Consider the following 26,222-nt stretch of genomic DNA (forward strand, 5'->3'; position numbering starts at 1 on the left):
GGTCGCCGGTGTCCACTGGTTCCTGTTCAGTAGCCGCACGGGGCTGAAGCTGCGCGCCGTGGGCGATAGTCACGCCTCGGCCCATGCGCTCGGCGTAGATGTCATAAGAACACGCTATCTGGCGGTCTTGTTTGGCGGCGCCTGCACCGGTCTCGCCGGTGCGCAGCTATCGCTAGTCTATACACCTCAATGGGTGGAGAACATGTCGGCGGGACGCGGCTGGATTGCTCTTGCCCTGGTGGTCTTCGCATCCTGGCGCCCCTGGCGCGTCGTTGCCGGCGGATATCTCTTCGGGGCGGTTTCGATAAGCCAGCTTCACGCGCAGGCTTTCGGTATAGGCATTCCCTCGCAATTTCTTTCTTCGCTTCCCTATATCGCGACAATCGTCGTACTTATTCTTATCTCACACAACCGGCGCATGACCCTGATCAACACGCCGGCGTCGCTCGGCAAACCGTTTGTGCCGGACCGATGAACAAAAACAAGCCAGACGGACAACCGACAGAGGTCAAAATGAAAAAACTACTGCTCGCCCTCGCAACCACAACTGCCGTGCTCGGCTTCGCGTCCGCGGCAAGTGCTCAGGAAAAGGCCAAGATCTGCTTCGTCTACGTTGGCTCCAAGACCGACGGCGGCTGGACGCAAGCACACGACGTCGGCCGCCAACAGCTCGAAAAGGAACTTGGCGACAAGATCGAGACTCAGTTTCTCGAAAACGTGCCGGAAGGTCCAGACGCGGAGCGCGCAATTGAACGCCTGGCGCGTTCGGGTTGCGGGCTGATCTTCACGACGTCGTTCGGCTTCATGGACGCGACGATCAAGATCGCGCAGAAATTCCCCGACGTGAAGTTCGAACACGCAACCGGCTACAAGACCGCCCCGAACGTCGCGACCTACAACAGCCGCTTCTACGAAGGTCGATACATCCAGGGCCAGATCGCTGCCAAGCTTTCGCAGAAGGGTGTTGCCGGCTACATCGCTTCGTTCCCGATTCCGGAAGTCGTAATGGGTATCAACGCCTTCGTGATCGGCGCCCGCTCCGTCAATCCGGACTTCAAGATCAAGGTCGTGTGGGCGAATACCTGGTTCGACCCCGGCAAGGAGGCCGATGCCGCCAAGGCGCTGGTCGACCAGGGTGTCGATATCCTGACGCAGCACACCGACACGACCGCTCCAATGCAGGTTGCTGCCGAGCGCGGCATCAAGGCATTCGGCCAAGCATCCGATATGATCGCGGCAGGTCCGCAGACGCAGTTGACGGCGATCGTCGATACATGGGGCGCCTACTATGTGAAGCGCACCCAGGCATTCCTCGATGGAAAGTGGACAACGACATCGAGCTGGGATGGCTTGAAAGACGGCATCCTGACCATGGCGCCCTACACGAACATGCCTGATGATGTGAAAGCGATGGCCGAAGCAACCGAGGCCAAGATCAAATCGGGAGAATTGAAGCCGTTTACCGGCCCGCTAAACAAGCAGGACGGCAGCGCCTGGCTGAAGGCGGGCGAAAGCGCCGATGATGGCACGCTGCTCGGCATGAACTTCTACGTTGAAGGCGTTGACGACAAGCTGCCGCAATAAGCCGGCTAGACCTGCTAAACCAGCCACGTCGTTTAATTCGACAGCCGGCAAACCCCGCGTCAACACGCGGGGTTTGCCGATTTTTGGGCGGTCGACTATCAGGTGCGACAAACCGACCCCCGCCGTGGCTTCGGAGCGGCTTTGAGGAATCGCATATTCGAACTAAAGTTGAATTCCCTTCGCGCTGGGGCATGAAGATGGCGGTTGAAACGCCACCAACGACAGACGAGTGCGCGGCCTCCGCGGAGGTATTCTTGGGAGGGGGGAACGGGTTTGAGCAAGAGCCTGTTTGAGACAGTGATATCCGGCGCACCGAAACGCACGAGCCATGCGCAAGTGGTGGATCAACTCGGAAAGGCGATCGTTTCAGGGGAATTTCCGGTCGGCAGCATCCTGCCTGGCGACCCGGAACTGGCGGTGCGTTTCAGGGTTTCAAGAACCGTCCTGCGCGAAGCGATGAAGACCTTGGCGGCCAAGGGACTCGTGGTGCCACGCGCCCGCATCGGCACGCGTGTGAGGCCCAAGAACGACTGGAACCTCTTCGACAGCGACATCCTGACCTGGCACTTCGCATCCGGTGTCGACGACGAATTCCTTTACCATCTCAGTGAGGTGCGGCTTGCGTTCGAGCCGCATGCCGCGGCGTTGGCGGCCCGAAACGCGACTGATGCGGAAATCAGCGGCATGATGCGTCTCGCCGTCGCGATGGGTGACGCGAACCACACCGCTGAAAGCCTCGCCGTCGCCGACCTCAAGTTCCATCTTTCCGTTCTGGACGCTTCCGGGAACCCCTTCCTGCGCACGGTTGGCAGCCTGATCGAGGCGGCACTTGTTGGTGTGTTCAAGTTGAGCTCGCCCACCGCCGAAAAGAGCGGCATCGACGAGGTCGCCCGCAATCACATGCGAATCGTCGAAGAAATCGGCAGAAGGGATGAGGCGGCGGCCCGTTCGGCGATGGAACATGTCATCAGGGTTGGTCGCGATCGTGTTCGACAGGCGCTGCACGCGGGTACCGCATAGAGGCGGCGCGGCCACCTTTCGCCACGAAGTTGAAGCCTGACCTTGCCCGAGCTTCGCCCGTAGCCTATCTGGGAGACGGTCGTTCCGTGCAGTGCGGCCTTCCATCAACGGTGACCTGGAGACCATGGCCGAGCTTATTGTCATTTTTGTCTTGCTCCTGATAAACGCCTTCTTCGCGCTCTCGGAAATGGCGATCGTCTCGGCAAGCAAACCACTGCTTCGCCAAATGGTAAAACAGGGAAATCCACGGGCGGAGGCCGCGCTAAGGCTGGCCGAGGACCCCGGAAAGTTCCTGTCCACGGTGCAGGTCGGCATAACCCTCGTCGGCATCCTGGCGGGCGCCTATGGCGGTGCAACGATCGCGGCCAAGATAGCTCCGTTCTTCGACGGGGTGGCTTGGATCAGCCCCTATGGACACACTGTCGCTGTCGGGTTGGTGGTCACACTCATCACCTTCCTCTCTGTCGTTATCGGCGAACTCATTCCGAAGCAGCTCGCGCTCAGGAATTCGGAGGGACTGGCGCTGTTCGTCGCGAGGCCGATGACTTTGCTCTCCCGTATCACCGCACCCGTCGTCTATCTTTTCGAGATGTCGGCTGCAGGGGTAATACGCCTGTTCGGCATGCGTCCGGACGATCCGGATCATGTGACGGAAGAGGAGGTTCAGGCGATCATGGCGGAAGGCGTCGAAAGCGGCGCGATCGAAAAGACCGAGCATGAAATGCTTCGCCGGATCATTCGGCTTGGTGATCGCAACGTAAAGTCGATCATGACGCACCGCACGGAGATGCGCTTCATCGACGTCAACGACGAGCTTGAGGTGATCCGGCGCAAGGTCCGGGAGTTCGGCCACTCCCGTTATCCCGTCGTAGATGGCCCCACAGGCGATGTTCTCGGCGCGATCCTGGCGAAGGAGGTTCTGAACATCCCCGCAACTGCATCGTTCAACCTGCGTGCGCACCTCCGCGAGATCCTGACGCTGCCGGAGACGGCCTCATGCCTGAAGGCGCTCGATGCCTTCAAGACGTCGAGCATCGACATGGCGATGATCGTCGACGAGTACGGCAGCACGGAAGGCATCATCACGACGGCTGACATCCTGGAGGCCATCGTCGGCGTACTGCCGTCGAACTACGATGACATCGAGCACGCGCATATCCGTTTGCGCGAGGACGGCAGCTATATTGTCGACGGACGCACGCCGATCGACGAAATTCATCTGGCGATCGGCATCGAAGGCATCGAGGCGGACGGCAATTTCGAAACGATCGCGGGTTTTCTCGTTCAGCAATTGCGGAAGACGCCGGAGGAGGGCGATATCGCCGAGGCCCATGGTTACCGCTTCGAGGTCATCGACATGGACGGACGCCGGATTGACAAGATTCTCGTCGCCCGCGGCGTCGACGACGAAGCCTGACGCTCGTGGCGCAGACACATTGCTAAAAAGCAAAAGGCCGGGGCGAACCCGACCTTTCCTCAAACTGCCCTGGCGCCTGCTAGTCCATCCGTAGTCAGCCGCCGGAACAGATGATTGAGTGATTTCCTAGCTATACGCTTTCCATGTCTGTCGTATGACAGGCGGCTGATAAGTAGAAAGTCGCAGCGGGCGCGCTTTTGCTTAGGTTGAGCGGGTCAGCGCAGCCGCAATATGTTGCATGGATCGCCGCTCGAAGCTGCTGCGGCATGTGGAGCGCGAACGATGAGCCCGTCGGATTGCGCGAAGATGTTCATCATCGAGGAATCCTGGCGCGCGAACGGATGGGCGATGAGCGATCCGTCAGGTTCGACGGTCAGTCGCGAGCGGATATAGTCCTGCCGGCGATCATTGACGGGCAGCGGGGCCGCCAGCTTTGCCGTTGTCATCCGCGACCGAGGCGGCAGATGCGCCAAGTGCCGAGCCAGCGGTTCGAGAAAGAGCACGGCGCATACGAGGCTCGAAACGGGATTGCCCGGCAAGCCGAGCACCGCCATGCCGGCGAGTTCGCCCACCATGAGCGGCTTGCCGGGGCGCATGGCGATGCGCCAGAAATCCAGCACCATGCCGCGCGAAAGCAGAGTCGACTGAACAAGATCATGATCGCCGACGGAGGCCCCGCCGAGCGTTACGAGGACGTCCGCTCCAGCCGTCTGGGCCTTGGCAACGGCGGCGGAAATTGCCTCCTGGTCATCCGGTACGATGCCTAGGTCGAGGGTTTCGGCGCCGTTCTCGCGCGCAATTGCGGCGACGCCGTAAGTATTCGACGCGATGATCTGGTCCGCACCAGGGGAACTTCCCGGCGGCAATAACTCGTCGCCGGTGGCGATGATAGCAACCCTCGGTCTCTCGAACACCGGCAGGCTTTCATGGCTCATGCCCGCAGCGAGCGTCAGTCGCCCGGCATCGAGCACGCTGCCGGCGACAAGCGCAATGTCGCCCTCCACGAAATCCTGTCCCGCAAGCCGGATGTGACGGCCCTTTGCGGGGGCGAACAACGTGCGGATCTTCCCGCCCGAAAGCTTTTCAGTATCCTCCTGGATGATCACGGTGTCGGCGCCGGCGGGGAGGGGCGCGCCGGTGAAGATGCGCACGGCTTCACCGGCATGCACCTCTCCTCGGAATCCATGGCCCGCGGCGGACTGACCGATGACGACAAGCTGCGCGCCGATGTCAGCGATATCCTCGTGGCGAACCGCGTAGCCGTCCATCGCGGAATTGTCGAAGGCGGGATGCGTGACCCGTGCGGCAATATCCTGGGCGAGCACCCTGCCGAGACAATCGTGCAGTGGGAGTGTTTCTGTCCGACGGTGCGGCCGAGCCTTGCCAATCACCCTGGCGAGTGCGTCCTCAACCGAAAGTAGTGACATTAGCGCGTCTCTCCTTGGCGCCGATAATCGCCTGAGCGCCCACCCGATTTGCTGACCAGCCGAACACCGCCGATCTCCATCTCGCGGTCGGCGGCCTTTGCCATGTCGTATATCGTAAGGCAGGCAACGCTGACGGCGGTCAGGGCCTCCATCTCGACGCCAGTCCGCCCCGTCAGCTTTGCCATTGCCTCGACACGCAGGCCGGGCAGGGCGTCATCAGGCACGATATTCACCGCGACCTTCGTCAGCATAAGCGGGTGGCAGAGCGGAATGAGATTGGACGTCTGTTTCGCAGCCATGATGCCGGCAAGCCGCGCCGTGCCGATGACATCGCCCTTCTTGGCATTGCCTTCAAGGATCAACGCGAGAGTCTCGCTGCGCATTTTTACGTGGCCTTCGGCGACGGCGAGACGCACGGTCTCGGCCTTGTCGCCGACATCGACCATATTCGCCTCGCCGGCGCTGTCGATGTGGGTGAGGGAGGAACCGCTCATCACTCGGCCGCCAGTACGCTTCCGGAGCCTGTCAGCAACGCCCGCGTCGCCGCCTCGACATCATCCTTCCTCATCAGGCTCTCGCCGACGAGAAACGTGGTGACGCCGCTCTTTTCCAGGCGCCGGCAATCCTCATGGGTAAAGATGCCGCTTTCGCCGACAAGGAGCCGTTCGTGCGGAATCATCGCCGCCAGTTGCTCAGAGACGGCGAGGTCGACATCGAATGTTCTTAGGTTGCGATTGTTGATGCCAACGAGCGGGGAGGTCAAGGTTAGCGCCCGTTCCATCTCCCGGGCGTCATGTACTTCGATAAGGACATCCATGCCGAGCGCAAAGGCCGAGTCCTCGAGGCGGCGCGCATCGTCGTCGCTCAGGGACGCCATGATCAGCAGGATGCAGTCGGCGCCCCAGGCTCGCGCTTCGAACACCTGATAGGGATCGAACATGAAGTCCTTGCGCAACGCCGGAAGGGTACAGGCGGCGCGCGCTGCCGTCAGGAACTCCGGCGCGCCCTGAAAGCTCGGTCCATCAGTCAAGACGGAAAGGCAGGCTGCGCCGCCGGCGGCATAGGCCCGGGCCAGTGCCGGGGGATCGAAGTCGGGACGGATCAATCCTTTCGAAGGGCTTGCCTTCTTGATCTCGGCGATCAGGCCGAATTCGCCTTCCTTGCGGCGCGAAGCGAGGGCGGCGTGGAAGCCCCGCGGCGATGTTTGATCCGCGACCCTTGCCTTCAGTTCCTCAAGAGGAACGCGCGATTTCGCCGAGGCGATCTCGTCGCGCTTATAGGTTTCGATCTTGCGCAGGATATCCGTCATGGAGCTACTCTCCTCAAGCGGCATTGGAGACGCTGATCAGCCGCTGCAGGGCAGTCTTCGCCGCACCGCTCGAGAGCGACTGCCTGGCGAGCGCCATGCCTTCGGTAAGATCATTGGCGCGTCCCGCTATCATCAATGAAGCGGCGGCGTTCGCAAGCGAAATGTCCCGATAGGCGTTCTGCGCGCCGTCGAGAACGGCCTGCAGCGCGACGGCGTTGTGTGCCCCGTCTCCGCCTCTTAGCGCCTCAAGCGTGACCGTGGGAAGGCCGAAATCGGCCGGTGTCAACTCGAAGTTCGTGATCTTGCCGTCCTGCAGCGCGGCAACTTTGGTCACGCCGGTCGTCGTGATTTCGTCGAGTCCTTCGCCATGGACCACCCAGACGTTTTCCGAACCGAGGTCGCGCAACACTTCGGCAAGCGGGTCTACCCATTGCGACGCATAGACCCCGACGAGCTGCCGCTTGACGCCGGCCGGATTCGAGAGCGGACCGAGCAGATTGAAGATCGTTCGCGTACCGAGCTCGACCCGCGTCGGGCCGACGTGGCGCATGGCGGAGTGATGCTGCTGCGCGAACATGAAACCGACGCCGGCCTCGCTTATGCAGCGGGCAATCGCCTCGGGTCCGATGTCGAGCTTGACGCCGAGGCAGGAGAGCGCATCGGCTGTGCCGGATTTCGAACTCAGCGCACGATTGCCATGTTTGGCGACCGGCACTCCGGCGCCCGCGACAATCAGGGAAGCGAGCGTCGAGATGTTGTAGGTGCCGGCGCCGTCGCCACCGGTGCCGACGATGTCGATAGCGTCTTCCGGGGCCGCGACCGGCAGCATGCGCGCGCGCATCGCGCCAACGGCCCCGACGATTTCGTCGACGGTTTCGCCGCGCACCCGAAGTGCCATCAGGAAACCGCCGATTTGCGAAGGCGTTGCCGCTCCGGACATGATGATCTCAAAAGCCGCCCGCGCGTCCTCACGATTCAGTGCCTCGCGAGCTGCCACTTTCGCGACGAACGGCTTCAAATCACTCATCAGTTCGTTTCCTTGTCGGTCAGCATTGTCCGTCAGCGTTGCGCCAATGCGGTTTCGGCGAGCGTCTGATTGATCGCCACCCCGTAAACCGCCTGCAGGGTGGAGACCATCTGGTCAAGGATGTCGTCGCCGCTAGCGCGAGCGATGGCTTCGATTTGACGGTCGTCATTTTCGAGGGCGTCGGCCGGGGCGCTGTCGTCGACGGCCGTTACCTGAATGAGGATTTGCCCTTCGCCGTCAATGCCCGGCGCGTTGGCAACGTGTCCGTTCGGACCGCCAAAGGCTGCCGCAACAGCGGCTGGGCTCAGTGCAGCATCTTCGGTCGAGCGGGTGAGGCCAGCTTTCGTCTCGACGACAAGGCCAAGCTCTGTTGCTATGTCCGCAAGCTTCGCGCCTTTCTCGACGCGCTGCTTGAGTTCTGCTGCCTTCCTGGCCAGCGCCATTCGCTGTTGTTCCGCTGTCCAATCCGCAGCCACTTCGTCGCGAACCTCGTCCAGCGTACGATCGCGGGCCGGGATGACCTCTTCAAGATCGAACCAGGCAGAGCCGTCGCGGCCGATGTTGACCGAAAGCGTGTCGAGCCCCACTTCCGCCTTGAAGACTTCCTGGAGAAGCGTGCGCGCCTCCGGAATTCCGGGGACTTCATCGCCATTTTGATCCTTGCCCGTGGCGTCGATCGCATCGATGGTCACGAGCTTCAGCTTCATCTGGTCGGCAACCTGCTTGACCGTGGCGCCGGCGGCACGTTCATCCTCGATCCTGTCGTGAAGACTGATGACCTCTTCGCGCGCGGCAGAAAGGGCGATTTCCCTCCGCAGTTCTTCCTTCACCTCATCGAAGCTACGTGTGCTTTCCGGTTTGATGTTGGTTACGCGCAGGATAACCGGCCCGAACGCGCCTTCCACGACCGGCGTAACACCACCTTCTGCCGGAACCGCAAAGGCAGCCTCCGCGATCTTCGCGTCGGGCATGCGATCCTTGGTGAACTCGCCGAGAAGAACATCCGCCGCACTCTTGCCTTCGGCCTTGACCAGATCGTCGAACGTCGTGCCGGCGGAGAGCTTGGCTGCCGCAGCGTCTGCCGCCTCACGCGAAGGGAAGGCGAGCTGTTCGACGGTTCTCGTTGCTGCCGAGCGGAAGCTTTCCTTGCGCTTCTCGTAGTCGGCGCGCAGTTCCTCGTCGGATACGGTTTCAGTAGCAATCAGGTCTTCCGGTTCCAGCTTGATGTAGCTGAACTTGCGGTATTCCGGAGCGCGATAGTTCGCCTTGTGGCTTTCGAACCAGGGTGCAAGCACGTCGTCGGCCGGCGCCTTGACCGCATCGATGTTCGCGTTCGAGAGCATCAGGTAGTCGATCGAGCGCTTTTCGTGGCGATATTTGCCAACGGCGTCTGTCAGCACCTTGGGAGCGGTGTATCCATCGGACAACGAATCGACGATCTGCGACCGGACCGCCACCTGGCTGCGGTTGTTGATGTAATCCTGTTCGGTAAGGCCCGCGTTGCGCAGCACGCTTGAGAAAGTCAGACGATCGAATTGGCCGTTGACACTGTGGAAGGCCGGGTCCTCGCCAATGAGCTTCGCAAGGCGATCCTCGGAAAGGCCGAGATTCATATCCTGGGCAAGTTGATCGAGCGCTGCGCCGGCGACGAGTTGAGAATAGACCTGTGCCTCAATGCCGAAGGCACGGGCCTGCTGGCGCGTCAGCGGCGTGCCGAGCTGCCTCGAAAGCAGGCTCAGTTGGCGCTCGTAAGCCAGGCGGAAATCACTGGCCGAGACCTTGACGTCGCCGACTGTCACCACCGCATTGGGAACACTCGCCACCATCAGCGTCTGACCGCCCCATACCATGAAGGACAGGACGAGAATGGCCATCAGGCCTTTGACGATCCATGTCTGGGAAGCTTTTCTGAGCGATTCGAGCATAGGGGCAGAAACCTTGTTGTAATGCGGTGGCTTTACGCCAAACGAATTCGTTCCTTAGAACAAACCAGACAGGAATTGAAGGGCGCTCAGCGGCAAATTGCGGCCCGTTGGTCGGACGATTGGATTTCATTCCGTGCAACTCGGGATGTTCAAAAAAATGCGGGTTCCGACGAGATCGGACGCGAACAAGAAAGTCGATGTCGGATTCGTTAGCCGGCAACCGAAACTGATCTGCGAAATTCCCGATTTCCAGCGCATGTCTCATAGCGAGGAAATGGGAATTGTGTGCTCGATAATGGGAATTGTGTGCTCGATAATGGAGTAAACTACTCCGATTCCAGCGGCCGTTACGGGAATTTATGCCATGCAGTCAACGATCGTGATGGTCAATCTTTTCGGAGCGGTGGCCCTACTTTTGTTCGGCCTGTCGCTCGTCAAGGATGGCGTCACCCGTGCATTCGGATCGAGGCTGCGCACCGGCCTCGCGCAGGGGACGAGCGGCGCTGTTCGCTCGTTTGTGACAGGTCTCATCGCCACCCTTGCATTGCAGAGCTCGACCGCCACAGCCTTGATGACGGCTTCCTTCGTCGAGAAGGGGCTGGTGCGCGCACAGATGGCGCAGATCGTTCTGCTGGGCGCCAATGTCGGCACGGCGATGACCGCCTGGATCGTCGCCACCGGGATCGAGTGGCTCTCGCCGGTCATTATTCTCGCTGGCGTTGTCATGCACCGGATGAGCCGGTCGAGTGCGCGTCAGGGCGCCGGCTTCGCGCTTGTCGGCATTGGTTTGATGCTGCTGTCGCTTGATCTGCTCTCGGTCGCGACGGAACCGATGCGCGAATCCCGTGCGCTCGCCGCGTTTCTCGGCATGCTCGACAGCGCCTGGCCCGTTGCGCTGATCATCTCGGCGGGCCTGGCTTTCGCGTCGTCGTCCAGCCTGGCGATCGTCATGCTCGTTCTTTCCCTGTCGTCTGCTGGTGTGCTGTCCGCGGGGCTGACCGTCGCAATGGTGCTTGGCGCCAATATCGGAGGAGCCGTCCCGCCGGTTATCGCCACGCTCGGTTCAGCGCCGCCTGCGCGCCGCGTGACGCTGGGAAACCTCGTGGTGCGCGGTATCGGCTGCCTCATTGCCCTTCCGATTGCAGGGATCAATGCCGAATGGCTGCAGCATCTGCCGCTGCCGCGACAGAACCTGCCGGTCGACGTCCATCTTGTCTTCAATCTCGTCGTCGCGATTATTGCCTGGCCGTTCGCAGGATTGCTGGCGCGGTTGATGGGCCGGTTCGTTCCCGACGAAGAGTCTGGCGAGACGGGGCCCCGTTATCTCGACGAAACGACGCTCGATACGCCGGTGATGGCGCTTTCCGGGGCGACACGTGAAGTGTTGCGGGTCGGGGATCTGGTCGAGGCAATGCTGACACGCGCCTCGAATGCCTTCAACAACAACGACCTCGGTGAGCTGCGTGACATCGGAAAAATGGAAAAGCAGGTGGACCTGCTCCAGCAGGAGGTGAAGATATTCCTGTCGCGTCTGGGCCGCGACGGGCTCAGCGCCGAGGACGGTCGCCGCTCGATCGTCATCATCGACTATGCGATCAATCTCGAGCACATGGGCGATATCATCGAGAAGGGAATCTGCGAGCAAATCGGCAAGAAAGTCACCAACGGGTTGAAGTTTTCCGAGGATGGCTATCAGGAGCTGAAAAGCCTGTTCAACCTGACCATCGACAACCTGCGCATCGCTCAGACGATCTTCGTCAGCCGCAATGCGGACCTCGCTCGCCACCTGATCGAGGTCAAGGTCGACGTCCGCCATATGGAGAAACGCTCGGCGGAGCGGCACCTCGAACGGCTTCGTGACGGCCTGCTGCAAAGCCTGCAGACGAGTTCGCTGCATCTCGACATGTTGAGAGACCTGAAGCGCGTCAACGCGCACATTGCTTCCGTCGCCTATCCCATTCTCGAAGAAAGCGGTCTCCTGACGGACAGCAGACTGCGTCCGCAGGCTTGATCTCAGCGCCGGAAAATCTTCGTGGTGGTTTTAACCGCGGGTAACGCGACGTGATTGTGAGAATTATGTTTCTCGCAATATCTTGCTAATAAGAACACGGTCGAGTCAGGCGATAGGGCGTTCCGCCTGCGATTAATGCCAAGGAGAAGATGAGAATGGAACGGACTTGCCTGGCGATCATCCTGGCGGCTGGCGAAAGCACGCGGATGAAATCGTCCCTATCGAAGGTGCTGCATCCGGTGGCGGGCAGACCGATGATCACCCATGTCGTCGACGCCCTCGCCAGCGCCTCGATCTCGGACGCGGCGCTCGTCGTCGGCCGTGATGCCGAATCCGTTTCCGCTGCCGCCCAAACTTCCGGCATTACCGTGACCTCGTTCCTTCAAAAGGAGCGGCTTGGCACGGGGCATGCGGTGCTCGCGGCGCGCGACGCGATCGCAAGAGGTTATGACGACCTTCTGGTCGTCTTCGGCGACACCCCACTTATCACGGCAGGGCCGCTCAAGGCGGCGCGCGACGGGTTGGCCGAAGGCAATGACGTGGTCGTCATCGGATTCGAAGCCGCCGATCCGACCGGTTACGGACGCCTCATCATCGAAGACGGAGTGCTGGTCGCAATTCGCGAACACAAGGATGCTTCCGAGGCGGAGCGCGGCATCACCTATTGCAACGGCGGGCTGATGGCCATTAACGGCCACAAGGCCCTCGATCTTCTCGGGCGTATAGGCAATGCCAATGTCAAGGGCGAGTACTATCTAACCGATCTCGTTGAAATCGTTCGGACCGCCGGAGGCAGGGCAATTGCGGTCGAGGCCCCCGAGGAGGAACTGACCGGCTGCAACACACGGGCGGAACTCGCCTATATCGAGCGTCTCTGGCAAGAGCGCCGGCGGCACGAACTGATGCTGACAGGCGTGTCGATGATCGCGCCCGAAACGGTTTTCCTTTCCTGGGACACCGAGCTTGCCCAGGACGTTCTTGTAGAGCCGAACGTGGTCTTCGGCCCTGGCGTCAGGGTCGAAAGCGGAGCGATCATTCACGCGTTTTCGCATCTTGAAGGGGCGCTTGTTCGTGCAGACGCGACAGTAGGACCGTTTGCACGCCTTCGCCCCGGCGCCGATCTCGGCCCCAAATCGAAGGTCGGCAATTTCTGCGAGGTCAAGAAGGCTGAAATCGGTGCCGGCGCCAAGGTCAACCATCTGACCTATATCGGCGATGCGTTCGTCGGCGCCGGATCGAACATCGGGGCGGGAACCATCACCTGCAACTATGATGGGGTGAACAAGCATGTGACCCGCATCGGAGAAAATGCCTTTGTCGGTTCAAACTCGTCGCTCGTCGCGCCCGTGGCGATCGGCGATGGCGCGCTTGTTGCATCCGGCAGCGTCATTACCGAGGATGTTCCCGCGGACGCAGTCGCCTTCGGACGCGCGCGTCAGGAAATCAAGCCGGGCAGGGCGAGGATCCTGCGGGAGCGTTACGAAGCGGAGAAGGCTGCCAAGAAGAAGGCAAAGGCTGCCGAGTAGATCTCGTTAAATACTGAAACTGAAAGTGAAATCGAGGTGGATTGCCTCGTGCGCCAATTTCGTTACCAAGGCCCAAAGGCGGCGAGAGTCGCTTCGGAGAGTTGCCACGCGGTCATCGGCGTGAAGGGGATGCGGAGAGGGATATGTGCGGTATTGTTGGTATCGTCGGCAGTCAGCCGGTGTCGGAGCGGTTGGTCGATGCCCTGAAGCGGCTGGAATACCGGGGCTATGATTCGGCCGGCGTCGCGACCATCGACGGAGGCAGGCTGAAGCGCCGCCGTGCCGAGGGCAAGCTGATCAATCTCGAAACGAGGCTCAAAGAGGAACCTCTGGCCGGTAGCATCGGCATTGCACATACGCGTTGGGCGACGCATGGCGCCCCGACGGAACGCAATGCGCATCCCCATTTCACCGATGGCGTTGCCGTGGTCCATAACGGCATCATCGAGAACTTCGCCGAATTGAAGGACGAACTCACCGCATCGGGCGCCGAGTTCCGGACCGACACCGACACGGAAGTCGTGGCGCATCTCCTGGCGAAATACCATCGTGACGGCATGGGACGGCGCGAAGCCATGCATGCGATGTTGAAGCGCGTTACCGGGGCCTATGCGCTTGCGGTGCTCTTCGAAGATGATCCGTCGACGATCATGGCGGCGCGAAACGGGCCGCCGCTCGCGATCGGCCATGGCGACGGCGAAATGTTCCTGGGGTCGGACGCGATCGCCTTGGCGCCCTTCACCAATGAAATCACCTATCTGATTGATGGCGACTGGGCCGTTATCGGCAAGGCCGGTGCGCACATCTTCGATATCGACGGCAATGTCGTAACGCGTCCGCGTCAGATTTCGATGGTCGCGGCCTATATGGTCGACAAGGGCAATCATCGCCATTTCATGGAGAAGGAAATCTACGAGCAGCCGGAGGTCATCTCCCACGCGCTGGGCCACTACATCAACTTCATTGAAAACCGAGTGACGGCCGTTTCAGACGCGATCGATTTCGCGAAAGTGCCGAGCCTTGCGCTTTCCGCCTGCGGCACCGCCTATCTCGCGGGACTGATCGGCAAGTATTGGTTCGAGCGTTATGCGCGTCTTCCGGTCGAAATCGATGTCGCCTCAGAGTTCCGCTATCGCGAGATCCCGCTCTCGCCGCAATCGGCCGCTCTCTTCATTTCGCAGTCTGGCGAAACGGCCGATACGCTGGCGTCGCTCCGGTACTGCAAGGAACACGGCCTGAAGATCGGAGCCGTCGTCAATACCCGCGAATCGACGATCGCGCGGGAGTCAGACGCGGTCTTCCCGATCCTCGCCGGTCCCGAGATCGGCGTGGCTTCGACCAAGGCCTTCACCTGCCAGCTTGCCGTGCTAGCCGCGCTTGCCGTCGGCGCCGGCCGGGCGCGAGGCACGGTCAGCGAGCAGGAAGAACAGGCGCTGGTGAGAAGTCTTGCCGAGATGCCGCGCATCATGGGCCAGGTGTTGAACAGCGTCCAACCGAAGATCGAGCTGCTATCGCGCGAACTGTCGAAGTGCCGTGACGTGCTCTACCTCGGCCGCGGTACCAGCTTCCCGCTTGCGATGGAAGGCGCGTTGAAGCTCAAGGAGATTTCCTACATCCATGCGGAAGGTTATGCGGCCGGTGAACTGAAGCATGGTCCGATCGCGTTGATCGACGAGAACATGCCTGTGATCGTCATCGCGCCGCACGACCGGTTCTTCGACAAGACGGTCTCGAACATGCAGGAAGTTGCCGCTCGTGGCGGGCGCATCATTCTTATTACGGACGAGACGGGAGCTGCCGCGTCGAAGCTCGACACGATGCATACGATCGTGTTGCCGAACGTCGACGAGATCATCGCGCCGATGATCTTCGCGTTGCCGATCCAGCTTCTTGCCTATCACACGGCCGTCTTCATGGGCACCGATGTCGATCAGCCACGTAACCTCGCCAAGTCGGTAACGGTCGAATGATCATCCGACCGGAGCGGAGCGATGATCGCGAGGCGATCCGCGATGTGACCGCGGCCGCCTTTGCCGGTCATCCGCACAGCGATCAGACGGAGCCGCTCATCATCGAGCGCCTGCGTGCCGACGGCGCGCTTGCGCTCTCGCTTGTTGCTGATGACGCCGGCGAGGTGATCGGTCACGTGGCATTTTCGCCCGTGACGATCACCCCCTTCGCTGCCGGATGGTATGGACTTGGTCCCGTTTCGGTGCGACCAGACAGGCAGGGGCGCGGCGTGGGCAGCGCGCTCATTCGCCAAGGCCTTGATATGCTACGGAAATCCGGCGCTTCCGGCTGCGTCGTTGTCGGCGAGCCGGAGTTCTACCGGAACTTCGGATTTCGCAATGAATCCACGCTTGTCTTTCCGGGTTGTGCACCGCAATATTTCATGGTTTTGGCCTTGTCGGGAACGACGGTTTCCGGCAATGTCGCGTATCATCCGGCCTTTGGGCCGACGTGACGAATTGATGGCAACAACGGCATGACGGAAGGTTCCAAACGCGGCATCATCGCAACCCGGTTGCGCAATTATTTCCTGACCGGGCTTATCATCTGTGCACCCCTGGCGATCACCGTCTGGCTGGTTCGTTCCTTCATCGAATGGGCGGACGGGTGGGTGAAACCTTACCTGCCGAACTTTTACAATCCGGACACCTATTCGCCGGTCGCCATACCCGGTTTTGGCCTCCTCGTTGCCGTGATTGTCATTACGCTCGTCGGCTTCTTGACGGCCAATCTCGTCGGTCGGTCGATCGTCTCTTTCGGCGAGTCGCTCGTCAACAGGACGCCACTCGTCCGCACGATCTACAAATCGCTGAAGCAGATCTTCCAGACGGTTCTTCAGGAGCAGTCCTCGTCGTTCAAAAAGGCGGGGCTGATCGAGTATCCGAGCCCGGGCCTCTGGTCGCTGGTCTTCATCGCGACAGACGTGAAGGGTGAGATCGCCGCGAAGTTCGATGAGCGGGGCATGGACATGGTCACAGTGTTCCTCCCGCCGACGCCGATTCCGACGGCCGGCTTCCTGCTGTTTGTGCCGCGGGAGAAAATCATACCGCTCCAGATGAGCGCCGAGGACGCAGCCAAGCTCCTCATTTCCGGCGGCCTTGTCGCGCCCGACCATAAGCCGCTTGCCAACGCCCCGCCGCGGCCGATCACCCACCAGAAGACGGCTTAGTTACCGAACACCCGCCTAACCGGCGCGCAGGAACCGGATCGCTTCGTCGCGTCGGTAAAGGTAGAGAAGCGTCCGCAAGGCTTCGCCTCGCACCGACGTGAGATCCGGATCGCGTTCGATGACATAAGCGGCATCCCTGCGGGCGATCTCGAGAAGATCTCCGTGCGCCTCCAGACTCGCGATGCGGAAACCGGGTGTGCCGGACTGGCGCGTTCCGAGAAGCTCGCCTTCTCCGCGCAATTTCAAGTCTTCCTCGGCAATGACGAAGCCGTCCTCGGTCTCGCGCAGAACGGAGAGACGTGCGCGGCCGGCCTCGCTGAGCGGGCTCCTGTATAGGAGGATGCAGGTCGAGGCCTCGTCACCACGGCCGACGCGACCCCGCAACTGATGAAGTTGCGCCAGCCCGAAGCGCTCGGCATGCTCGATCACCATGATCGTCGCGTCGGGAACGTCGACCCCGACCTCAACCACGGTCGTTGCTACAAGCAGGCGAACCTCGCCGTGCTTGAAGGCGAGCATCACGGCGTCCTTATCCGGACCGGACATGCGGCCATGGACAAGGCCGACATCATTTCCGAAGCGCCGGACGAGGCTTTGATAGCGTTCATCGGCGGACATCACGTCGCTCTCCTCCGACTCCTCGACGAGCGGACAGATCCAGTAGGCTTTCTTGCCTTGCCCGAGGGCCGCATCGAGCCTGTCGATGATCTCATCCGTCCGCTCGGTGGGGATCGTCACCGTCTGTATCGGTTTTCGCCCGGCCGGCTTCTCTGTCAGCTTGGAGACATCCATGTCGCCGAAGGCGGCAAGCACGAGCGTGCGCGGAATAGGCGTCGCCGTCATCACGAGCATGTGCGGGGAAATGCCCTTGGCAGTAAGCCTCAGCCGTTGGTGAACGCCGAAACGATGTTGTTCGTCGACGATCGCGAGCACGAGTTGATGGTAGTTCACGGCCTCCTGGAAAAGAGCGTGTGTTCCGATCACCATCTGCGTTTCGCCGGAGGCGATCCGCTCCAGGATCGCGTCGCGTTCCTTGCCTTTCGTGCGGCCGGTCAGAACATCGATCGTGATATCGGCCGGCGCGGCCATTTTCGAGAGCGTCGCATGATGTTGCCGGGCAAGGATCTCGGTCGGCGCCATCAGCACCGCCTGGCCGCCGGATTCGATCGCTGCGAGCATGGACATCAGCGCCACGGCCGTCTTGCCGGATCCGACGTCGCCTTGCAGCAGGCGCAGCATGCGATCGCTGCCGGACATGTCGGCAAGTATGTCGCCGATCGCGGCGGCCTGGCTCGCCGTGAGAGAGAAGGGCAGCGCTCGGAGGACAGGCTCGCTCAATTTGCCGGTCGGATGAACGGGCGTGCCCGCGACCTTGCGCAGCCGCTGGCGTACGAGCGAAAGCGACAATTGCCCCGCAAGAAATTCGTCGTAGGCGAGTCGGCGTCGCGCCGGGGCCTGTGCGTCGATATCGGTTTCATCCCGCGGCTCGTGCAGGCGCTGGAAACTTTCCCTTGCGCTTTGAAACCCATGCTGACGGAGCAGCGGCTCATCGAGCCACTCCGGCAGATCCGGCATGCGCGCCACCGCCGCCTCGATCGAGCGCCGCAGCGTTCGCGGCGAGAGGCCGGCGGTCAGGCCATAGACAGGTTCGACGAGCGGCAGATTTTCCGCTTCGGCGACCCTTACCATGTAGTCGGGATGCACCATAGACGCCCGGCCGTTGAACCAATCCACCTTGCCGCTGACGACAACGGCTTCGTCGACAGGCAACGCCTTTTCCAGCCAATTTCCCTTGACGCGGAAAAACGTAAGCGCCAGTTCGCCGGTATCGTCGTGCAGGAAGACTCGGTAGGGTACGTTCGGCCTGCCGCGAGGCGATGGCTGATGCCGGTCGACGCGGCCGGTGATGGTGACGATCGATCCCTGCGGCGCATAGGCAATGCCCGGTTGCTGGCGTCGGTCAACCATCGAGTGGGGGGCGTGGAAGACAAGATCAATCACCCGGCAATCGTCGATCGTTTCGCGGCCGAGCAGCCGCGCATAGAGTTCCCCGGTTTTCGGACCGATGCCGGGCAGCGTGTCGAGAGGCGAAAACACCGGGTCGAGGAGGGCAGGGCGCATGGTGATGAAATTGCGATGATAATTCCGGCTTTGGCAAGGCTGACAACCTGCCTTCCAGCGTTTATAGAGCCCAATGACAAAAAAGCCCGCCCTTGGCTGCGGACGGCAGGAAGGATTTTCCATGACCGGCATCACGCGTACCAGCGCCGATCTCGACCAGCGTCGGCGCAGGATCCTCTTTCGCTCATGGCATCGCGGCATTCGCGAGATGGACTTGATTCTTGGACAATTCGCCGAAGCGGAGTTGGCGACCCTGTCAGATGCGGAACTCGATGAACTCGAGACGATCATGCGCGAGGAAGACAACGATCTCGTCCGGTGGATAACCGGCGAGCAGCCTCTGCCGGAACGCTATGCGACGCCGTTGTTCGGCCGGATCGCAGCTTATCGCCCCGATTTCGACAATGTTCGCCAGGAAACGAAATAGACGCACCCATGATATCTGGCCTTCATCCGAAGAAGATCCTTTCCGCGACAAAGGAAGTGACGATCGGCCCGGTGCCGTCCGGCGCCGAGGCATTGATTCTTGCCGAGTTGGCGCGAGCAGGAAGCCCCGTCGCCTATATCCTTTCCGACGGTCAGCGGATCGCCGACCTTGAGCAGATTCTTGGCTTCGTGGCCCCGGACATTCCGGTTCTCACCCTGCCGGGCTGGGACTGCTTGCCCTACGACCGCGTTTCCCCGAGTGCTGACACATCCGCGCGGAGGCTTGCTGCCTTGAGTGCGTTGATAGCGCACCGGACGAAGCCGCATCCGGCGATCGTGCTCGTCACCGTTAACGCGGCGCTCCAGAAGATTTCTCCGCAGGATGTGATCGAAAGCCTCGCCTTTTCAGCAAGGCCGGGCAACCAGGTCCGCATGGACGATATTGCCGCGCGGCTGGAGCGAAACGGTTTCGAGCGCGTGCCGACGGTGCGCGAGGTCGGCGAGTTCGCCGTCCGAGGCGGCATTCTCGACGTGTATGTGCCCGGCAGCGGCGAACCATTGCGCCTGGATTTCTTCGGCGACACGCTTGAGACGATCCGCTCCTTCGATCCGGCGAGCCAGCGCACGACCGGCCAAGTGCGCTCGCTCGATCTCAATCCGATGAGCGAAGTGTCGCTGACGCCAGAGACCATCAGTCATTTCCGCAAGCAATATTTGTCACTCTTCGGTGCCGCGACTCGGGACGATGCGCTTTATCAGGCGGTATCGGAAGGGCGCCGCTACGCCGGCATGGAGCATTGGCTGCCGCTATTCTACGACGGCCTGGAGACAGTCTTCGATTACCTCGAGGGTTTCCGCATCGTCACGGACCATCTGGTGCGCGAAGCAGCGGCGGAGCGGTCGAAGCTCATCCTCGACTATTATGATGCGCGCCTTGCCTCCGCATCGCCGGTAAAAGGCCAGATGTCGCAGGGTACGCCCTACAAACCCGTGCCGCCGGAACTGCTTTACCTCGGAGCCGAGGGCTTCGGAGCGATGCTCAACGAACGCAACGCGGTCCGCCTGTCGCCATTCAATGAACATGAGGGGGAAGCGCGTCAGGTGGTCGCCATCGATGCGCGGCAGGGGCTGCGCTGGGCAAAAGCGGCAGGCGAGGTAGAAAGCGACGGCGAGCGTGCGAACGTCTTCGATCAAGCCGTGAAGCACATCGCCGAAAGGCGAGCGAAAGGTGCAAGGGTCGTCATTTCAGGCTGGTCGGAAGGATCGCTCGATCGGCTTCTGCAGGTTCTCGCGGAGCACGGGCTTGCCAATATTCGTCCGATTAAGGCTCTGTCCGATGTGCGCTCGCTGAAGCCGGGCGAGGCGGCTTCCACGGTCCTCAGTCTCGAAGCCGGCTTCGAGACCGGCGATCTCGTGGTCATCGGCGAGCAGGACATTCTTGGCGACCGGATGGTGCGCCGTTCGAAGCGTCGCAAACGTGGCGCCGACTTCATCGCAGAGGTGACCGGCCTCGACGAAGGCAGCTATGTCGTCCATGCCGAACACGGCATCGGCCGTTTCGTTGGCTTGCGTACGATCGAGGCAGCCGGCGCGCCGCATGACTGTCTCGAACTTGTCTATGCGGAGAATGCCAAGCTCTTTCTGCCGGTCGAGAACATCGAGCTTCTGTCGCGCTACGGTTCCGAGGGCACCGACGCGATGCTCGACAAGCTCGGCGGCGTCGCATGGCAGGCGCGCAAGGCCAAGCTCAAGAAGCGGCTGCTCGACATGGCCGGCGGCCTTATCCGCATCGCTGCCGAGCGACATACCCGCCACGCGCCTGTTCTGGCTGCCCACGACGGGGTCTATGACGAGTTCGCCGCGCGCTTCCCTTACGATGAAACCGAAGACCAGATGAACTCGATCGATGCTGTCCGCGACGATCTCGGAAGCGGACGGCCGATGGACCGGTTGGTTTGCGGCGATGTCGGCTTCGGCAAGACCGAGGTGGCGTTGCGCGCTGCCTTCATTGCCGCGATGAACGGCGTTCAGGTGGCGGTCGTCGTTCCGACGACATTGCTTGCCCGCCAGCATTTCAGGACGTTCGCCGAGCGATTCCGTGGCCTGCCGATCCGCATTCAGCAGGCCTCGCGGCTCGTTGGATCGAAGGAACTCGCGTTGACGAAGAAGGAAGTGGCCGACGGCAAGACCGACATCGTCGTCGGCACCCACGCGCTGCTCGGCTCTACGGTCAAGTTCGCCAATCTCGGGCTGCTGATCATCGATGAAGAGCAGCACTTCGGCGTCAAGCACAAGGAACGGCTCAAGGAACTCAAATCGGACGTGCATGTTCTTACCCTGTCGGCAACGCCTATTCCGCGAACGCTGCAGCTTGCCTTGACCGGCGTTCGCGAATTGTCGCTGATCACGACGCCACCGGTCGACCGCATGGCGGTGCGCACGTTCATCTCGCCCTTCGACGCGCTGGTGATCCGCGAGACACTGATGCGTGAGCATTATCGCGGCGGCCAAAGCTTCTATGTCTGCCCGCGCTTGAGCGATCTTTCGGATATCCACGACTTCCTGAATTCCGATGTTCCGGAACTGAAGGTCGCGGTCGCCCATGGCCAGATGCCGGCTACCGAACTCGAAGACATCATGAACGCCTTTTACGAAGGGCGATATGATGTGCTCCTTTCGACGACGATCGTCGAATCGGGTCTGGACGTGCCGACCGCCAATACCTTGATTGTGCACCGCGCCGACATGTTCGGTCTAGCCCAGCTTTATCAGCTCCGCGGTCGGGTGGGCCGGTCCAAGGTTCGCGCCTTTGCGCTCTTCACCCTGCCGGTCAACAAGACCTTGACGGGGCCAGCGGAGCGCCGGCTGAAGGTGCTGCAGTCGCTCGACACGCTGGGTGCCGGCTTCCAGCTCGCGAGCCACGATCTCGATATCCGCGGCGCCGGCAACCTGCTTGGCGAGGAGCAGTCCGGCCACATTAAGGAAGTCGGCTTCGAGCTCTACCAGCAGATGCTGGAGGAGGCTGTCGCCGAGCTCAAGGGCGAGGAGGAAATCCACGATACCGGCTGGTCGCCGCAGATATCGGTCGGGACGCCGGTGATGATCCCGGAGGAGTATGTGCCGGATCTGAACCTGAGGCTCGGACTTTACCGTCGTCTCGGCGAACTGACGGATCTGAAGGAGATCGATGGCTTCGGCGCGGAGCTGATCGATCGCTTTGGGCCGCTGCCGACGGAGGTTCAGCACCTCCTGAAGATCGTTTACATCAAGTCGCTCTGCCGCACGGCCAACGTCGAAAAACTCGATGCGGGGCCGAAAGGCGTGGTTGTTCAATTCCGCAACAAGGAATTTCCGAGCCCCGCCGCGCTCGTCGGTTACATCGCCAAACAGGGAACGCTCGCGAAGATCCGCCCGGACCAAAGCATCTTCTTCCAGCGCGAACTCGCGACACCGGACAAGAGGCTGTCCGGCGCTGCAATGGTCATGACGCAGCTCGCCGAACTTGCAAAGGTGGCCTGAAACAAAAATGCCGCCCCGGTTTGCCGGGCGGCATTTCGGTTTCCAGCAGGCGGTTCAGTGAGCAGTGCTTGCTTTCATCTGCGCGATCTCGCGCAATGCGTTCGTCAGCACATCGACCGATTGCGCGCCCATCACAGCATATTGCTGCTCGATGATGAAGCATGGGACGCCGCTGACGCCCATCTCGCGAGCCACTTCGATCTCCTGCTTGACCGCGTCCTTGTCCGCGTCGGAGGTGAGAAGGGCGGCGATGACCGGACCGTCGAGTCCAGCCTGCTCGGCAATCTCCAGAAGGACAGCGTGATCGCCGACGTTTCTCCCTTCCTCGAAATTTGCCTCGAACAGCAGGCGCACGACCTCGGCCTGGGCTTCCTCGCCATTGGTTGCTGCCCAGCGGATCAGCCGGTGGGCGTCAAGGGTGTTAGGGCTGATCTTCACGGCATCGAAGTTGAAGTCGATACCGTCTTCCTGGCCAAGTCCTTCAAGCATCTTGTGGGCCTGATCGACAGCCTCCTGACCGCCGAGCTTTGCGGCAAGGTGCCGCTTGTGGTCGACGCCCTCCGGCGGCAGATCGGGATTGAGCTGGTATGGCCGCCACTGGATCATCACATGGATGTCGCCGGCGACGTTGGCGATCGCCTGGTCGAGGCGGCTCTTTCCGAGATAGCACCACGGACAGACAACATCCGAGACGATATCGATTTTGACCGTTTCCATAGTGCCAGCCTTTCTTTCTTCGTGAACCTGCGAGATAGGCCGCTATGGCGATGCTTTCAATGCGTTACCAAATGGGAACCTGCTGCATGTGTCCTGAAATCGAAGCCGATTTAAGAACGAAGCCATGCAGCGATTCAAAGATCTACAGCGACCTTTGTGCATCTGAAAGACGCACGGCGCGGTCGTTACTGCGCGCGCTCGTCCCACCAGGTCGGTAGCTGGTAGCCGTAGAGCGGCACAGTGGCGGGGCGCCCGATGTGTTTCCACCGTGCGATCCATTGCGCGTCGAGATGGTAGAGCGGCACGACATAGGCGTTGGAAACCAGCAGCCGGTCATGAGCGCGGACTGCGGCGGTGAAGTCTTCGGTGGTCCGTGCCTGCAGGATATTGTTGATCAGTTTGTCGACGTCCTTGTCGGCGACACCGGCAAAGTTATCGCTGCCCTGCCTGTCCCGCGATTGCGAACCCCAGCGCCCGAGTTGCTCGACGCCCGGGGAAAGCGAAGAGGGGAAGGACTTTATGATCACGTCGTAGTCGAAGGATTGGCTGCGTTGCTGGTACTGGGAATCGTCGACGGTGCGCACGGTCGCGACGATCCCGAGCGGCGCGAGAAACCGCTGGTAGGCGAGCGCGATCTTTTCCTGCCCTGCGTTCTGGCTCATGATCTCGAAGGCGAGCGGCGTGCCTTTAGCGTCGACCATCCTGCCGTCCTTGATGGCGTAGCCGGCTTCGCGAAGCAGCGTCACCGCCTCGCGCAGCACGTTGCGATCGCGACCGGACGCATCGGTGACAGGAAGGCGGTAGGTTCCATCGAGAATGGTCGGATTGATCTTCTCTCTGACGTCGCCCATGAGCCCCAGTTCACGATCGTCTGCCGCGACACCGAGGAAGGAAAGCGACGAATTCTGCCAATAGCTCTGGGTTCGGGTGTAGGCACCGTCGAAAAGATTCTTGTTCACCCATTCGAAGTCGAAAACGAGCGCGAGGCCTTGGCGCAGCTTGATGTTGTCGAACATCGGCCTGCGCGTATTGAAGACGAAGCCGAGCATGCCGGAGGGCGTCTTCGGCGTGAAGCTGTCCTTGATCACGTCGCCCGAGCGCGCCGCCGGAAAATCGTAACCGCGTGCCCATTTCGTCGCGCTACCTTCCGGATAGACATCGACCTCGCCCTTCTTGAAGGCCTCGAAGAGAGAGTTCTCCTGAAGGAAATACTCGACCGAAATCTCGTCGTAATTGTCGAGGCCGATCTTGGAAGGCAGATCCTTGCCCCAGTAGTCCGGATTCCGGCGGTAGATGATGCGCTCGCCCGCCTTCACTTCGGCGACGCGATAGGGTCCGGAGCCAAGCGGCGGCTCGAGTGTCGTCCTGTCGAAGGTATCGACGTTGATCGCGTGTCTCGGCAATACCGGTGAAAGCGCGAGCAGAAGCGGGAATTCGCGATCGACATCCTCGTTGAAAGTGAAGCGGACACTGCGTTCGCCGACCTTCTCCATCTTGGCGACCTTGGAAAGGCGATTGCTGAAGGGCGCGCGTCCCTTGTCGCGCATCAACTCGAAACTGAACATAACATCTTCGGCCGTCACGGGCTGGCCGTCTGCCCAGCGTGCCTTGGGGTTCAGATTGAACTGGATGAAGGTGCGATCGTCGTCCCACTCGACGGTTTCCGCAAGCAGCCCATACATTGTGAACGGCTCATCCTGGGAGCGCTGCATCAGCGATTCGTAGACGAGATTGCCAAAGCCCGGATCCCACATGCCTCGGGCGGTTGTCCGCATACTCTTCAGAATGAAGGGATTGAGGCTGTCGAAAGTGCCGACGACGCCATAGGAAATCTTGCCCCCCTTCTTCACGTTGGGGTTGACGTAAGGGAAGTTCTTGAAGTCGGCGGGCAGTCCGGGCTCACCATGCATGGAAATGGCATGCACAGGCGCGGCCACGGCTTCCTTGCCAAATGTGCTGGCGGCCAAAAGCATGACAAGGCCGGAAAGAACTGCGCGCAACTTCACCTCCCGAGGGATTTCTACAGGCCGATTCCCGCCACGTTACCAATGCGAGCCCACATTTCCAACCTTCACCAGAGCGGTTTCCGGTCTGGTGTCCAGGAATCGACCACCGCGATTCTTGATGGGTTCGATCCTGGAAGATCGTGGAATCCGGGCATTTCGAGCTTCACGGGTTGCAAAAAATGCAACGAAACACTGGATAAACACCACGAGCCAATGTAACAGGTGTTTCCGGAAACGGGGCCATTCAAATGCCTCAATTGGCCAACAGGACAACGGCGGCTGACGATATTCACCAGCGGAACAGTTTGTTCCGGAACCGGATTTCAGGAGACGGAATCACAATGATCTTCAAGTCGAACTTCACCAATCGCGCGGCAATGGCAGCGCTGGCGCTCTCTGTTGCAGCCGCCGGTGCGCCCAGCGTTGCTTTCGCGCAGGCAGGCAAGCCGCCGCAGGGTTGGTTCAAGGTTTGCACCAAGCAGGAAGACAACGACGTCTGCATCGTTCAGAACCTGCTCACCGCCAACAATGGTCAGCTCATCACCGCCGTCGGCCTCATCACCGTCTCCGGCAAGATCAACCGCAAGGTTATGCAGGTTTCCGTACCTTCTGCCCGCATGATTCCGCCGGGCGTTCAGATGCAGATCGATGGTGGCAAGGGCGTCAAGCTCGACTACGCCATCTGCATGCCTGACAAGTGCGTTGCTGAAGCGCCGCTTTCCGACGCGCTGATCGCCAATCTGAAGAAGGGCAACGAAGTCGTCTTCACGTCGGTCAATTTCCAGCGCGCTCCGAACCCGATCAAGATGTCGCTGGAAGGTTTCACCGGCGTGTTCGATGGCGAGCCGATCGAACAGTCGCAGTTGGAAGAACGCCAGCGTCTGCTGCAGGAAGAGATGCAGAAGAAGGCGGAAGACGCCCGCAAGAAGCTGGAAGAGGCCCAGAAGGCCGCCAAGCAGCAATAACCATTCTCGGTTTCTGAAGTCGAAACGCCCGGGCGTTGGTCCGG

At 61.0% G+C, this 26,222-nt stretch carries 20 protein-coding genes; 12 read left to right on the plus strand and 8 right to left on the minus strand.

All coding sequences use genetic code 11. The features are described 5' to 3' along the window. The 4 genes from QN219_RS04445 to QN219_RS04460 form a co-directional block, all read left to right on the plus strand. Window positions 1-475, plus strand: a 475-nt coding sequence (locus QN219_RS04445) for an ABC transporter permease (RefSeq protein ID WP_283998295.1), incomplete at its 5' end; no start/stop codon positions are given. Window positions 476-513: 38 nt separating this feature from the next. Beyond that, window positions 514-1,584: a BMP family ABC transporter substrate-binding protein gene (locus QN219_RS04450; RefSeq protein ID WP_283998297.1), complete on the plus strand. Its 1,071-nt coding sequence runs from the start codon at window positions 514-516 to the stop codon at window positions 1,582-1,584. A gap of 273 nt (window positions 1,585-1,857) precedes the next feature. Next, complete coding sequence (locus QN219_RS04455; protein WP_283998299.1) at window positions 1,858-2,604, plus strand: FadR/GntR family transcriptional regulator; 747 nt, start codon at window positions 1,858-1,860, stop codon at window positions 2,602-2,604. A gap of 124 nt (window positions 2,605-2,728) precedes the next feature. Beyond that, a complete protein-coding gene (locus QN219_RS04460) occupies window positions 2,729-4,021 on the plus strand; it encodes a hemolysin family protein (protein ID WP_283998300.1) in 1,293 nt (430 codons plus the stop codon). A 215-nt stretch (window positions 4,022-4,236) separates the two neighbouring features. Here the strand turns inward: QN219_RS04460 and glp are convergent, their stop codons facing one another. Genes glp through QN219_RS04485 form a run of 5 tightly spaced genes read right to left on the minus strand, consistent with a single transcriptional unit; the run spans window position 4,237 to window position 9,709 of the window. Next, complete coding sequence (gene glp, locus QN219_RS04465; protein WP_283998302.1) at window positions 4,237-5,448, minus strand: gephyrin-like molybdotransferase Glp; 1,212 nt, start codon at window positions 5,446-5,448, stop codon at window positions 4,237-4,239. Continuing rightward, window positions 5,448-5,942 (minus strand): cyclic pyranopterin monophosphate synthase MoaC, encoded by a 495-nt coding sequence (gene moaC / locus QN219_RS04470; RefSeq protein ID WP_283998304.1) that lies wholly within the window; start codon window positions 5,940-5,942, stop codon window positions 5,448-5,450. The genes glp and moaC overlap by 1 nt, the downstream gene beginning before the upstream one ends. After that, on the minus strand, window positions 5,942-6,757 hold the full coding sequence (gene trpC / locus QN219_RS04475) for an indole-3-glycerol phosphate synthase TrpC (RefSeq protein WP_283998306.1): 816 nt from the start codon (window positions 6,755-6,757) through the stop codon (window positions 5,942-5,944). Before trpC ends, moaC begins: the two co-directional genes overlap by 1 nt. 13 nt (window positions 6,758-6,770) lie before the next feature. Next, entirely contained in the window at window positions 6,771-7,784 is a 1,014-nt protein-coding gene (gene trpD, locus QN219_RS04480; RefSeq protein ID WP_283998308.1) for an anthranilate phosphoribosyltransferase, read from the minus strand. A 32-nt stretch (window positions 7,785-7,816) separates the two neighbouring features. Beyond that, a complete protein-coding gene (locus QN219_RS04485; RefSeq protein ID WP_283998309.1) occupies window positions 7,817-9,709 on the minus strand; it encodes a peptidylprolyl isomerase in 1,893 nt (630 codons plus the stop codon). Between the two features lie 364 nt (window positions 9,710-10,073). Here QN219_RS04485 and QN219_RS04490 point away from each other — a divergent pair, with 364 nt between their 5' ends. From QN219_RS04490 to QN219_RS04510, 5 genes are all read left to right on the plus strand, one after another. Next, window positions 10,074-11,720 carry a Na/Pi cotransporter family protein gene (locus tag QN219_RS04490; protein ID WP_283998311.1) on the plus strand — a complete coding sequence of 549 codons (1,647 nt, stop codon included), beginning with the start codon at window positions 10,074-10,076 and terminating at the stop codon, window positions 11,718-11,720. A 155-nt stretch (window positions 11,721-11,875) separates the two neighbouring features. Beyond that, window positions 11,876-13,246 (plus strand): bifunctional UDP-N-acetylglucosamine diphosphorylase/glucosamine-1-phosphate N-acetyltransferase GlmU, encoded by a 1,371-nt coding sequence (gene glmU / locus QN219_RS04495; protein WP_283998313.1) that lies wholly within the window; start codon window positions 11,876-11,878, stop codon window positions 13,244-13,246. Window positions 13,247-13,389: 143 nt separating this feature from the next. Then, window positions 13,390-15,216 (plus strand): glutamine--fructose-6-phosphate transaminase (isomerizing), encoded by a 1,827-nt coding sequence (glmS, locus tag QN219_RS04500; RefSeq protein ID WP_283998315.1) that lies wholly within the window; start codon window positions 13,390-13,392, stop codon window positions 15,214-15,216. Next, window positions 15,213-15,710 (plus strand): N-acetyltransferase, encoded by a 498-nt coding sequence (locus tag QN219_RS04505; protein WP_283998317.1) that lies wholly within the window; start codon window positions 15,213-15,215, stop codon window positions 15,708-15,710. The genes glmS and QN219_RS04505 overlap by 4 nt, the downstream gene beginning before the upstream one ends. Window positions 15,711-15,731: 21 nt before the next feature. Then, window positions 15,732-16,424: a DUF502 domain-containing protein gene (locus QN219_RS04510; RefSeq protein ID WP_283998319.1), complete on the plus strand. Its 693-nt coding sequence runs from the start codon at window positions 15,732-15,734 to the stop codon at window positions 16,422-16,424. Window positions 16,425-16,439: 15 nt separating this feature from the next. Here QN219_RS04510 and recG read toward each other — a convergent pair whose 3' ends face one another. Beyond that, window positions 16,440-18,545, minus strand: a complete 2,106-nt coding sequence (recG, locus tag QN219_RS04515) for an ATP-dependent DNA helicase RecG (protein WP_283998321.1) — start codon at window positions 18,543-18,545, stop codon at window positions 16,440-16,442. Between the two features lie 121 nt (window positions 18,546-18,666). Between recG and QN219_RS04520 the strand changes: the two genes are divergently transcribed. Then, window positions 18,667-18,972: a succinate dehydrogenase assembly factor 2 gene (locus QN219_RS04520; protein WP_283998322.1), complete on the plus strand. Its 306-nt coding sequence runs from the start codon at window positions 18,667-18,669 to the stop codon at window positions 18,970-18,972. Between the two features lie 8 nt (window positions 18,973-18,980). Further along, on the plus strand, window positions 18,981-22,490 hold the full coding sequence (gene mfd / locus QN219_RS04525) for a transcription-repair coupling factor (RefSeq protein WP_283998324.1): 3,510 nt from the start codon (window positions 18,981-18,983) through the stop codon (window positions 22,488-22,490). A 54-nt stretch (window positions 22,491-22,544) separates the two neighbouring features. Here mfd and QN219_RS04530 read toward each other — a convergent pair whose 3' ends face one another. Both QN219_RS04530 and QN219_RS04535 read right to left on the minus strand, forming a co-directional pair. Continuing rightward, window positions 22,545-23,207: a DsbA family protein gene (locus tag QN219_RS04530; protein ID WP_283998326.1), complete on the minus strand. Its 663-nt coding sequence runs from the start codon at window positions 23,205-23,207 to the stop codon at window positions 22,545-22,547. Between the two features lie 185 nt (window positions 23,208-23,392). Further along, window positions 23,393-25,180 carry an extracellular solute-binding protein gene (locus tag QN219_RS04535; RefSeq protein ID WP_283998914.1) on the minus strand — a complete coding sequence of 596 codons (1,788 nt, stop codon included), beginning with the start codon at window positions 25,178-25,180 and terminating at the stop codon, window positions 23,393-23,395. A gap of 374 nt (window positions 25,181-25,554) precedes the next feature. Here QN219_RS04535 and QN219_RS04540 point away from each other — a divergent pair, with 374 nt between their 5' ends. Beyond that, entirely contained in the window at window positions 25,555-26,178 is a 624-nt protein-coding gene (locus QN219_RS04540; protein ID WP_173512930.1) for an invasion associated locus B family protein, read from the plus strand. Window positions 26,179-26,222 lie beyond the last annotated feature (44 nt).

The sequence above is a fragment of the Sinorhizobium sp. 8-89 genome (genome assembly GCF_030124325.1).
GTDB lineage: Bacteria > Pseudomonadota > Alphaproteobacteria > Rhizobiales > Rhizobiaceae > Sinorhizobium.

Bases quoted from the DNA above. Each gene is read 5' to 3' on its own strand.
- QN219_RS04450 (WP_283998297.1), top strand. From the start codon at position 514: ATGAAAAAACTACTGCTCGCCCTCGCAACCACAACTGCCGTGCTCGGC.
- QN219_RS04460 (WP_283998300.1), top strand. From the start codon at position 2,729: ATGGCCGAGCTTATTGTCATTTTTGTCTTGCTCCTGATAAACGCCTTC.
- glp (WP_283998302.1), bottom strand. From the start codon at position 5,448: ATGTCACTACTTTCGGTTGAGGACGCACTCGCCAGGGTGATTGGCAAG.
- moaC (WP_283998304.1), bottom strand. From the start codon at position 5,942: ATGAGCGGTTCCTCCCTCACCCACATCGACAGCGCCGGCGAGGCGAAT.
- trpC (WP_283998306.1), bottom strand. From the start codon at position 6,757: ATGACGGATATCCTGCGCAAGATCGAAACCTATAAGCGCGACGAGATC.
- trpD (WP_283998308.1), bottom strand. From the start codon at position 7,784: ATGAGTGATTTGAAGCCGTTCGTCGCGAAAGTGGCAGCTCGCGAGGCA.
- QN219_RS04485 (WP_283998309.1), bottom strand. From the start codon at position 9,709: ATGCTCGAATCGCTCAGAAAAGCTTCCCAGACATGGATCGTCAAAGGC.
- QN219_RS04490 (WP_283998311.1), top strand. From the start codon at position 10,074: ATGCAGTCAACGATCGTGATGGTCAATCTTTTCGGAGCGGTGGCCCTA.
- glmU (WP_283998313.1), top strand. From the start codon at position 11,876: ATGGAACGGACTTGCCTGGCGATCATCCTGGCGGCTGGCGAAAGCACG.
- glmS (WP_283998315.1), top strand. From the start codon at position 13,390: ATGTGCGGTATTGTTGGTATCGTCGGCAGTCAGCCGGTGTCGGAGCGG.
- QN219_RS04505 (WP_283998317.1), top strand. From the start codon at position 15,213: ATGATCATCCGACCGGAGCGGAGCGATGATCGCGAGGCGATCCGCGAT.
- QN219_RS04510 (WP_283998319.1), top strand. From the start codon at position 15,732: ATGACGGAAGGTTCCAAACGCGGCATCATCGCAACCCGGTTGCGCAAT.
- recG (WP_283998321.1), bottom strand. From the start codon at position 18,545: ATGCGCCCTGCCCTCCTCGACCCGGTGTTTTCGCCTCTCGACACGCTG.
- QN219_RS04520 (WP_283998322.1), top strand. From the start codon at position 18,667: ATGACCGGCATCACGCGTACCAGCGCCGATCTCGACCAGCGTCGGCGC.
- mfd (WP_283998324.1), top strand. From the start codon at position 18,981: ATGATATCTGGCCTTCATCCGAAGAAGATCCTTTCCGCGACAAAGGAA.
- QN219_RS04530 (WP_283998326.1), bottom strand. From the start codon at position 23,207: ATGGAAACGGTCAAAATCGATATCGTCTCGGATGTTGTCTGTCCGTGG.
- QN219_RS04535 (WP_283998914.1), bottom strand. From the start codon at position 25,180: ATGCTTTTGGCCGCCAGCACATTTGGCAAGGAAGCCGTGGCCGCGCCT.
- QN219_RS04540 (WP_173512930.1), top strand. From the start codon at position 25,555: ATGATCTTCAAGTCGAACTTCACCAATCGCGCGGCAATGGCAGCGCTG.